Here is an 11,013-nt window from a genome sequence, read left to right as displayed (position 1 = left end):
CCCACCCCACCACCCGTGGCCTCCACCGCGCAGGCCACCGCCCTGCGCGCCGACCTGGAGGAGTCCGGCTGGGGCGTCGACGCCGTCGCCCGGCTGCTTGGACCCGCCGTCGACGCCGCCCTGCACCGCGAGCTGCGCTACCCCGCTGTGCGCGTGGTGCGCGCCGCCCTCGAGGCGGGTCGTGAGGCCGGCGCGCCCGACCCCGTCGCCGTGCTCACCGCTCTGTTCATGCTGGGTGAGCCGGTGCGCGCCGCGGAGCTCGACGCCGTCCTGCCCCGCACCGGCGCCGCGGGAGCCGCGCGCATGCGGATCATCGCCGCGTCCGACGTCGGCCGTGCGGCGGAGCGCCCTGGATTCGATGCCATCGCCCCCGCCGCTGCCCCCGACGGAGGCGGTTGGATCCGAGCCACCGTTGACCTGCGTCCCCACGAGGCCCGCGACGACGTCGGAGCGGTGCGCTGGTGGGTCGCCTCGGACTTCGGGGAGTTGGTATCCGACGGCCAGCTTGCCCCCGACCACGTCCTGGGCATCGGCGGTGCCGGGCTGACACTCGCCTCCCTCACCCCGCGTACCCCGGTGGGACGCGCCCTCGACCTGGGGTGCGGCTGCGGTATCCAGAGCCTGTACCTGCTGCGGCACGCCGAACACGTCATTGCCACCGACATATCCGAGCGGGCACTGGCCTTCACCGTTTTCAACGCGGCCCTGGCCGGCGCCGACCCCGACCGCCTCGAGCTGCGCGCAGGCTCTTTCCTTGAACCGGTGGCAGGTGAGCGCTTCGACCTCATCGCCACCAATCCGCCCTTCGTCATTACACCGCCCGCGGTCCGCGCGGCCGGACTGCCGCTCATGGAGTACCGCGACGCCGGCGGACCGGTTCTGCCCACGCTCCTGCCCGCCCTCGGCGAGCACCTCACCCCTGGCGGCGTCGTCGTCATGCTCGGCAATTGGGAGCACCACAGCGACCAGGACTGGCGTGATCGTGTGAGCACCTGGCTGCCGGATGACACCGACGCCTGGGTCATCCAGCGGGAGGTCCAGGACCCGATCGAGTACGCCACCATGTGGCTGCGCGACGGCGGTACCACCCCTGAACGGGACCGCGGCGGGTTTGAGTCCGCCCTGGGCGCCTGGACCGACGACTTCGTGTCCCGGGGCGTTCAGGCCGTCGGCTTCGGCTATATCGTGCTGCACCGTCCGGTCTGCGAGGGCGTCGAGGCGGCCGACGCCGGGAGCGCCGAGGGCGCCAGGCCGGCCGGGCATAGCGAGCATGACGTCCCCGGGCGCGCCCCTTGGCGGGTGCTGGAAGAGGTGGGCTCCCAGCCCTCCGGTCCGCTCGGGCCGCACGTGACCGCGGCGGTGGAGTCCCGCAGCCGCCTGGCCGCCATGAGCGACGCCGACGTTGCCGCCCTGCATCCCGTCATCGCCCCCGACGTCACCGAGGAGCGCCATCTGCGGCCCGGGAACAGCGATCCCAGCCTCATCCTGCTGCGCCAGGGCGGCGGCTTCGCCCGCACGGTGCGTGCCGACACGGCCCTGGCAGCACTGGTGGAGGTGGCCGACGGCGAACTGAGCGTCGGGCAGATCGCCACCGCCGTGGCCGCGCTGACGGACGCCGATGCCGCCGAACTCGAGACGCGGCTGGTCGGCGCTACCCGCAGTCTGCTGGCGGACGGGCTGCTGCGGTGGGAGTAGCTGGGGAAAACGGAGAGGCGTCGCGGTCGCAGATGAGCTGAAGGCCACCGGCGACTGATTGAAATCCCCGGTCGGCCCCATACGGGTGCCACCCTGCCTCAACCGTGCAGACCGCGTCGCGCGACCACCGATGGAAATATATGAGTTCGACTGAATGTCGCGTCATTGCAACGTTTTCTCACGTCTGGGACACCGTTGGGACGCGGCAGGGTCACCACTGTCACTCGTCAGCCACAGCATAGGCACAGAAAAGTACGAGTGCCGCATCCGCTGGGTGCTCCCGCTACCGTCATGCACATCGCCGGCGCGGTGCCGGCATCACGCCAGGTCAGAACGGTTTTCCCTCCGTTCCATGCAACTAGTGGAGCCCAGCAGTGCTTGCCCAATCCATTGCCCGTTTCCGGAAGGCTGCGCGCCGAACCGCGGTGGTCGTTGCCTGCGCCACATTGGCGGCCACTGGAATGGTCGGCGCCTCACTGTCGGTTGCCGAGGCGGCCGGCACGGTGGCGGAGGGCTTCGCCACCGGCGGCGAGGGCCGTTTCAAGAACGACATTCAGTGGATTCAGTGGGGTACCAAGAACCAGGTCCTGCTCACCCCCGGTGTCGACGTGCCCCAGGAGGTGAAGAGCACCCGTGACCTCGGTGATGCCGGCACGCTCGTGACAACCTGCACCATCGGGAACCTGCGGCAGTGGACCAGTGAGGGCGGGTCTTTCGACAGCTACGGGTATGACGAGAACAAGGCCTATGTGCGCACCGGCCTCAAGGCCTACACGCCCGGTGACTGGGCGGGGGACGTCCTTGATGACCTGTACAACGTGGGTGGCACCGGCCACTGGAATACGGGGAACGGGGCGCCCGGCGCCTTCCCCGAGCAATACGCGAATGACAACCAGATGGTCATCGGCCTGCGCAACACCACGGACCACGCCCGGCTGTCCTTTGACTTCTCCTGCACCGCCACGCTGAACGGCCAGGAGGTGCCGCTGCAGGGACTTGTCTTCGCCGACGCCGAGGCCTCATCCACGTCATCGGGAGCGGGCCCGGACAACCAGGCCGAGTGGATTCAGGCCGCCCCCGCGTCCAATGCGTCTAACGTCACCTGGTACGCCCTGGATCGCCTCCGCAATGGCTGCAGCACCGACGTGCGCATTACGACTCAGAGCCAGCAGAACTGGTGGGACGGGCAGTACACGAACTTCATGCGCATGAGCCCCAATGGCCAGGAGTGCGCCTATGCCAATAACGGCAATCACGACCGCCCGAGCAGCGGCAACGGCCCGGCGACCGTCATGTTCATGAAGGGTGCCACCTCCGCCGGTGTGGAGATCCAGGGCCGCGGCTACACCGCCGTAGCGCTCGGCGTCGTCATCGAGACCGACTTCGGTGACGCCCCGGAGTCCTACGGCACCGCCGGAGCGCTCTTCCAGCCCAGTTGGACCACCGGCACCGCCCTCAGCAACACCGGCTGGCAGGGGCAGAGCGTGTGGAACATGACCCTGGCCGATATCACCAATGAGCCGCCCTCCACCGTGCACCTGGGGCAGCGCATCGACTCCGAGACCTCCCAGCACTTCTCCTCCGGCGCGGACGGCGACGACAGCAACGGCGTCGATGATGAGGACGCGCTGGACGGCAGCTCCAGCATCCAGCAGGGCGCCCTGCTGCCCGTGGACGTCCTCAACGGGGAGACCGGGACCTACCGGGTCACCGGTGTCGGCTGCGGCGGCGACGGCAAGATCCAGGGGTGGATCGACTGGAACGGCGACGGCGTCTTCTCCGACGACGAGGCCTCCGACACCCAGGCCTGCCCCGCCTCCGGCAGCGTCGACCTCACCTTCACCGTGCCCCAGGCGCCCGTCGACACCAACCTGGTCAACCAGACGGTCACCTACCTGCGCCTGCGCGCCTCCACCAACGACTCGGAGAGCAAGCCCACCGGCGTCACCGTCGGCGGCGAGGTGGAGGACTACCTGCTCAACCTGCCCGCCCAGCTGCGGCTGGTCAAGGAGGTCACCAACAACTACGGCGGCACCGCCGAGGCAACCGACTGGGATCTGACCGCGACAGCGGGCAACACCGCGCTGACCTACACCAGTGGCCAGACCCGCTACGTCGACGCCGGCAGCTACGCCCTGGCCGAGTCCGGCACGACCACCATCGCCCAGGACGGGTATGAGTGGGAATCCCTGACCTGCACCCAGGACACGGCTGGCGCTACTCCCGCCACCGCCGTCGCCGGAGTCAGCAAGGACAACCCGAACGTCACCACGGCCAACGCCACCCTGACGGTGTGCACCTTCACCAACGCCGACCGGCCCGGCTCCATCACCTGGCACAAGGTCGACGACTCCGGCAACGACCTCGGTGGTACCGAATGGACCCTGACCGGCCCGAACGTTCCAGATGGCACCACGATCACCGACTGCATCGGCAGCTGCTCCAACCAGCCCTGGACGGATCAGGACCCTGAAGCGGCGCACTTCTCCCTGACAGAACTGCCCTGGGGTACCTACACGCTCACGGAGTCCGCAGTCCCTGACGGCTACCAACTCGATGAACAGTCTCACGAGTTCACCATCGGCCCCGACACTGAGGGCGGCCTCGACTTCAATTACGGGGACGTCATCAACGAGCGCCTCACCGGCACCGTCACTTGGCAGAAGGTTGATGCCGACAACAACAAGGCCCTGGCCGGCTCCGAATGGCAGCTGACCCTGCCCGGCAGCGATGAGCCGGTGACGATCACCGACTGCGTCGCTGACACCGCCGAGGCGTGTGCCGAGGCCGCCGGTTCCGCCGCCTACTACGACGCCGACCCCGCCGCAGGTGCTTTCAAGGTGGCCGGTTTGGCTTGGAACGAGGACGCCGACTACACCCTCGCCGAGTCCAAGGCTCCGGCCGGCTACGTACTCGACACCACCAGCCATTCCTTCCGCATCCTGCCCAATGCCCTGGACTACAGCTTCGCGACGGCGTTCACCAACGAGAAGACCACGGTTCCCGGTCTACCGCTCACCGGTGGCCTCGGGGCCGACACCTTCCTCATTGGCGGGGGCGTCCTGGCCGCCCTGGCCCTCGCCGCTGGACTTGTGAGGAGGCGCCGCGCGCTAAACGTCCAGAGCTGAGCCCCGTGCCGGCATGGTGACCGCACGGGCGGCAGCCGGCCTCATACCACCAGATTTCGATTAACCCCTCATGCGCGCCGCCGTCGGCGGTGCAGATGAAAGGAATCCCAACCCATGAACACCAGCACTCGCACGCTGGCGAGCCGCGTCGCCGCCGGAGCTGGGGCGCTTGCCCTGGCCCTGGCCGGACTCGGTGCCGCCACGACGGCGGCCGCCGCTCCCGCTGGCCCGGGCAACATCGACCCGGACGCCACCGGCACGCTCAACATCCACAAGCTCGAGAGCGGCTCGATGAATGACGGGCCCGGCACGCCTAACGACACCACCGACAAGACCGGTACGGGCGTGGCCGACGTCGTCTTCACGGCTTACCCGATCACCAACCTGGACCTCACCACCCAGGCCGCCTGGGATGGTCTGGGTGAGCTCAGCGTCCCGGCCGACGCCTGTGGCGCCGACTACTCGACGCCCTCGCTGATGCTGCCCAGTGGCACTGCCGCCGCCTTCGGTTCCGGCACCGCCTCCGCCGCCACCAACGCCGATGGTGACACCACCATCTCCGGTCTGTCGGTGTCCGCCTACCTGGTGTGTGAGACTTCGGCACCCGCGAACGTCGCCAAGAAGGCCGCCCCCTTCCTCGTGACGATCCCCTTCCCGAACAACACCACCAACAACGGCTCGACGACCGCCGACAACGAGTGGCTGTACACCATTGACGTGTACCCCAAGAACACCGTCGTCCTCGCCCCCACCAAGGGCATTGAGGTCACGGCCAACGGCCTGCAGACCGCCGCACAGCTCAGCTTCCCGGTGACCGCCACCGTGCCGAGCATCGCCGAGGGCGACCAGTTCACCGCCTTCTACGTCACCGACCCGCTCAACGACGCCCTCACCGACGGCAAGGTGGCGTCCGTGACGCTGGACGGCGAGACCGTCGACTCCAGCTACTACACGGTCACCGAAGGCAAGAACCTCAAGGTCGAGTTCAACGAGGCGGGCCGCGCCTTCCTCAAGACCAAGCCGAACTCCTCCCTGGTCATCACCTTCACCGCCACCGCCAACTCGGTGACCGAGTCCGGCAACATCCCCAACACCGCCCACCTGTTCGTGGACACCGAGGGCGGCGACAACCCGCCGGACACCCCGACCAACCCGGTCGTCTCCAACTGGGGCAACGCCGTCATCACCAAGGCCGACGCCGACAACGGCAAGGCCCTGGCCGGCGCCACCTTCCAGGTGTACGAATCCTCCGAGCCCTTCGCCGACACCTGCGACAAGACCACCGCCACCGGCGACCCGATCTCAATCAACGGGGTGGACACCTTCACCTCCGACGCCAACGGTCAGATCAACCTGGCCGGCCTGTTCGTGGACAAGAAGGTCGGCAAGGCCGGCCAGACCGAGGACGAGATCTCCCCGGACAACACCACCCACTGCTACGTGCTCGTTGAGACCGCAGCCCCGGCCGGTTACACGCTGCCCACCGGTGACGCCGCCAAGACGGCCCTGAAGATCACCGCCGGCACCACCACCGCCGACAACATCACCATCGACAACACCAAGCAGAACGTTCCGAACCTGCCGCTCACCGGTGCCAACGGCCGACTGCTCATGATGCTCATTGGTGCTGCACTGGTCCTCCTCGCCGCCGGTTCGGTCCTCGTGGTCCGCAACCGTCGACGCACCCAGGACTGATATGGGCAGGGTCCCGTACAAGCGGGACTAGCCCCTAGCAATCCGCACGGTTGCATGCGCGTGGCGGGCAGGCTCATCCGGGTCTGCCCGCCACGCGCATGCGGGCGGAGTGCATAGGGTGCGCAGTAAGACAGGCGGCAACCGCAGGTTCGCATCCGGGATACGGCGACCGCGCCGACAGCCCCATCCAGAACCCAGCAGCTAACAAGCTCACAACCTACTCACCGAGCCACTTGAGGAGACCCCATGAGTCGACGCGTGCGACGTCGTCGTCCGGCCGCCCAGCCGGACGCCACCCCCCGGAAATGGCGACTGCAGCCGTTGGCTCTCCTGCCCGCAGTCCTGGCGATCGCCGGGATGCTGCTGTTCGCCTACCCGACCGTCGCCGCCTGGGTCACCCAGTACAACCAGTCCAAGATCATCACCTCCTACGACGCCGACGTCGACACCGCCAACCCCGAGGCCGCCGTCCAGCTTGCCCAGGCGCACGCCTACAACGACGCCCTGTCCTCCGGCGCGGTGCTTGAGGCCAACACCAACATCCCTACCGGTGCCGGAAGCGGTGGGGATGACGCCCTCGACTACAACTCGATCTTGGATGCCAACGGCGCCGGCCTCATGGCGCGGCTGCGCATTCCGGCCATCGACCTCGACCTGCCGATCTACCACGGCACGAGCGATGAGACGCTGCTGGCCGGCCTGGGGCACCTGGAGGGTACGTCCCTGCCGGTGGGCGGGGTAGGCACCCGCTCGGTCATCACCGGTCACCGCGGTCTGGCCGACGCCCGCATGTTCACCGACCTCAACCGGGTTGAGGAGGGAGACAAGTTCATCATTGAGGTGTTCGGTGAGGTGCTCACCTACCAGGTGATCGACACCAAGGTGGTCGAGCCCGATGAGACCGAGGCACTGCGTGCGCAGGAGGACCGGGACCTGGTCACGCTGGTCACGTGCACGCCCCTGGGCATCAACACCCACCGCATCCTGGTTACCGGCGAGCGCATCTACCCCACCCCGCAGGAGGACCTCGACGCCGCCGGCCAGGCACCCACGGTTCCCTCCTTCCCCTGGTGGGCGCTCGGGCTAGCGGCAGGATTCATCCTGGTGGGTGTGTACGTGTGGCGGTCGGGTTATTCGGGCGGCCGCCGCCGGGCAGCGCCTCGGTCGCGTGACGCTGCCGCATCCGCTGACGCCGAGGACTCAGGATCCTCCTAGCCCACGCAACGCTCCGACGCCGTATGATCCGGGCCCAATGACAGCGAACCTCCCTGAACAGCAGCGCAATCGTGCGCAACATCGATCCCGCGTGCTGGCGGCCGTTCTCGCCGCCGCCTGCACGGGCGGGTTTGCGGCCACCTGGTGGCTGCTGGTCACTCGCCCCACCGGGCAGCTCATGGAACGAGTGGCACTGGACGGCTCGCGCATCGGAGCCCACTTCGTCTCAGACCATGCCCGCAACCTCCTGCACGTGGTGTCCCTGCCTGCAGCCGTCGGACTCGTGCTCGTCGTCCTCATCGGAGCCCTGTGGCGGGGCAGCCGCCGACGTGCACTGTGGGCGGCGGGCGCCGTCGTCGCCATCAACATCTCCGCCCAGCTGCTCAAATACCTCATCCTGTCGCGGCCGGATTATGGGCTGTCGGAGAAGGCGAGCGGCGCCAACACCCTGCCCTCGGGGCATACCGCCGTCGCCGCCTCTGCCGCGGTCGCGCTCATCCTCGTCGTCGGGCCCCGGTGGCGAGGGCCCGCGGCCTGGGCCGGGGCGCTGCTGACCGCAGCCATGGGTTACTCCACCCTCGTGTGCCAGTGGCATCGCCCGGCCGACGTCGTTGCCGCCATCCTCCTGGCCGTCGCCTGGGGTGCCGTCGCGGTCGCCTGCGGTGCCTGGGGGGACGAATTGCCGGAGCCGTCCGCACCGGGGCGAGTGCCAGCAGCCGCCGTCCTCGGCGGACTCGGAATCCTCGCCGCCGCGGCGGCCCTGGCGCTGGAGGTGCTCACCTGGCGGGCCATGATCGCCATCGACGCCGGCAGTGTTCTCGGCGCCGCCCAGGCCGCAACCCGGTCGGTGGCCTTTGTTGCTTACGCGGCCGGCGCCGTCGGCACGGTGGCCATGTCCGCCACGGCGATGGCAGCGCTCGCCCTGCTCACGCCCAGGGACACCGTCGCAGGAAGACGGGACGAGCACGCGGGGTAACCCTCGAGCATGCGGTTTCGCCGCCGAGGACGCGCCCCCGGGGCGCGCGCTGGACGGTTAAGGAGCGTCCTCGCGGTTTGACGGGCGTGCTCGTGGAGTGAGGCGCTCTCGGTTGGGCGGGCGCGCTGCCGCACCGGGTGGCACACTAGGGGCATGGCTCTGCCCCGTAAGCTTCTCAGTAAGGACGAAATCGTCGTGCGCCACATGCGCACGCATCCCAAAGTCCTGCTGTGGCGCATCCTCATCTTCATGGCCCTGCTGATCATCGGCGCCGTCATCACCGTGCTCATCCCGGACGCGGATTGGCGCGGCGGCGCGCTCATCGCACTGTGGGCACTCGTCCTCGTTGCCATCGTCCCCATCTTCTTCATACCGTGGCTGCGCTGGCGGACGACGACGTACACGGTCACCTCCAAGCGCGTCATCACTCGCTCCGGCATCTTCAACAAGGTCGGACACGACTTGCCGCTGTCGCGCATCTCCGATGTCCAGCAGGAGCGCAGCATCACCGATCGCATGTTCGGCTGCGGCAGCCTTTCCCTGCAGACCAGTGCGGACGAGCCGCTCGTCCTCGTTGACGTTCCCGACGTTGAGATGGTGCAGGTGGAGATCTCCAACTTGCTGTTCCACGACGTTGAGGGCGCCGTCAACGCCGACCCCGACGACTGACGCAGGCTGCCCACCACCGTCCTCCCTCCTTCACCGAAACCGGCACTAATGACGTGCCGAGACCGGCACTAATGACGTGCCGAAACCGGCACTAATGACGCGCCGAAACCGGCACTAATGACGCGCCGGTCTCAGCATCAGTGGGCGGTGGCGGGATCGGATGGCGGGATGGTCGGCGGTGTCTCCGGCAGCGTCGCCGGCAGGGTAACGGTGAAGGTGGTCCCGTGGTCCGCGGGGTCGGTGCGGGAGTCCACGGTCAGGGTGCCGTGGTGGGACTGCACGATCGCCAGCGCAATGCTCATGCCCAGGCCGGTGGAGCCGGTGCGGCGCTCCCGGGATGCGTCCCCCCGCGCGAAGCGTTCGAACATGCGCTCACGCACGGCCGGATCAATGCCCGGTCCGTCGTCGGCGACCGTGATGACGAGCTCGCCGTCGTGCTGACGCGACAGGGTCGTGGTCACCCGGCTACCGGCGGGCGTGTGCACGCGGGCGTTGGCGAGCAGATTGACCATGACCTGCCGCAGGCGCGCCTCGTCGCCCATGACCAGCGGCGGCTCGGGCACGAAGTCATCGGCCGTCACCGGATCCATCCCAGGAGGCGAATCGAGGACCTCCAGGTGTAACTCCCAGGTGTGATCCGGGCCGGCGGCCCGCGCATCGGAGACCGTGTCCACGAGGATCTCCACCAGGTCGACCTCCTCGCGCTCCAGCTCGCGGCCCGCGTCCAGCCGGGCCAGGAGCAGCAGATCCTCCACCAGCACCGTCATCCGCACCGATTCCGAGTGCACCCGCTCCAAGGCGTGCACCGCCTCCTCGGGCAACACGGTATCCGCGCCGCTGCGCTGGATGAGCTCGGTGTAGCCGCGGATCGACGCCAGCGGCGTGCGCAACTCATGCGAGGCATCGGCGACGAACTGGCGCACCTGTGTCTCGCTGCGCTGGCGGGCCGCCAGTGCGTCGTCGACGTGCCCGAGGAGGGTGTTAAGGGCGGTGCCCACCTGGCCGATCTCCTGCGAGGAGGCGACATCGGCGGCGTCGACCCGCTCCCGGATACTCACCTCGCCGCGCGCGAGCGGCTGGGAGGCGACCCGTTCGGCCGTGTCCGCCACGCGTTCGAGCGGCGCCAGCGAACGACGAATCATTGCCCTGCCGGCCAGCGCGGCAATGAGCGCCCCGGCGAGCCCAATGAGCAGTTGGGCGAGCAGCTGGGTGCGGATCAGGGCCTCATCGGCGGTGGTGGAGAGCCCGGTGACGACGACGTCGCCGCTGGTGGCGTCCTCGGTCACCAGCACGCGGTAGTTGCCCAGAGAGGTGATGGAAACCGTCACCGGCTTGCCGGTGACCTCCAGGGACAGCAGGGCCTCGCACTCGGCATCGGTGAGGGTGCGGTAGGTGCCGGTGTCGTCGATATAGCCGGCGGTCACGGTGGAGGTGGCGCCGTCGCGGTCACCGGCTGCGATGAGTGTCAGGGTGCCGGTGGACTGGCCGACGGCGTCCAGGCCAATGGGTACGTCATCCTTGGGGGAGGCCGGGGGGCCGGCCAGGCTCTCGGGCGGCTGGTCGGTGGCCGCTCCGCCTCCGGTTGGGGCGGCGCCCTGGCGGCGGGCGGCCGCGCGATCGGAGGCGGGCGTGAGC

The 11,013-nt window shown here is 68.8% G+C and carries 7 protein-coding genes; 6 read left to right on the top strand and 1 reads right to left on the bottom strand.

Annotation, left to right across the window (positions count from 1 at the left end; translation table 11 throughout):
* The 6 genes from RWX45_RS08700 to RWX45_RS08675 all read left to right on the top strand — a co-directional run.
* A partial coding sequence (locus RWX45_RS08700) for a methyltransferase (protein WP_316023335.1) occupies window positions 1–1,695 on the top strand: 1,695 nt, incomplete at its 5' end.
* A 374-nt stretch (window positions 1,696–2,069) separates the two neighbouring features.
* Complete coding sequence (locus RWX45_RS08695; RefSeq protein ID WP_316023334.1) at window positions 2,070–4,823, top strand: CshA/CshB family fibrillar adhesin-related protein; 2,754 nt, start codon at window positions 2,070–2,072, stop codon at window positions 4,821–4,823.
* 114 nt (window positions 4,824–4,937) lie between these two features.
* Window positions 4,938–6,518: a SpaH/EbpB family LPXTG-anchored major pilin gene (locus RWX45_RS08690; RefSeq protein WP_316023333.1), complete on the top strand. Its 1,581-nt coding sequence runs from the start codon at window positions 4,938–4,940 to the stop codon at window positions 6,516–6,518.
* A 246-nt stretch (window positions 6,519–6,764) separates the two neighbouring features.
* A complete protein-coding gene (locus RWX45_RS08685; protein WP_316023332.1) occupies window positions 6,765–7,733 on the top strand; it encodes a class C sortase in 969 nt (322 codons plus the stop codon).
* 91 nt (window positions 7,734–7,824) lie between these two features.
* Window positions 7,825–8,709, top strand: coding sequence for a phosphatase PAP2 family protein (locus tag RWX45_RS08680; RefSeq protein WP_316023331.1), 885 nt, complete (start codon window positions 7,825–7,827; stop codon window positions 8,707–8,709).
* Between the two features lie 153 nt (window positions 8,710–8,862).
* Entirely contained in the window at window positions 8,863–9,378 is a 516-nt protein-coding gene (locus RWX45_RS08675; protein WP_316023330.1) for a PH domain-containing protein, read from the top strand.
* A 137-nt stretch (window positions 9,379–9,515) separates the two neighbouring features.
* Here RWX45_RS08675 and RWX45_RS08670 read toward each other — a convergent pair.
* A partial coding sequence (locus tag RWX45_RS08670) for a HAMP domain-containing sensor histidine kinase (RefSeq protein WP_316023329.1) occupies window positions 9,516–11,013 on the bottom strand: 1,498 nt, incomplete at its 5' end.

It is taken from the genome of Actinomyces sp. MRS3W (assembly GCF_032465695.1).
In the GTDB taxonomy this organism is placed as follows: Bacteria; Actinomycetota; Actinomycetes; order Actinomycetales; family Actinomycetaceae; genus Actinomyces.
This window is presented reverse-complemented; position numbering and strand designations above follow the sequence as displayed.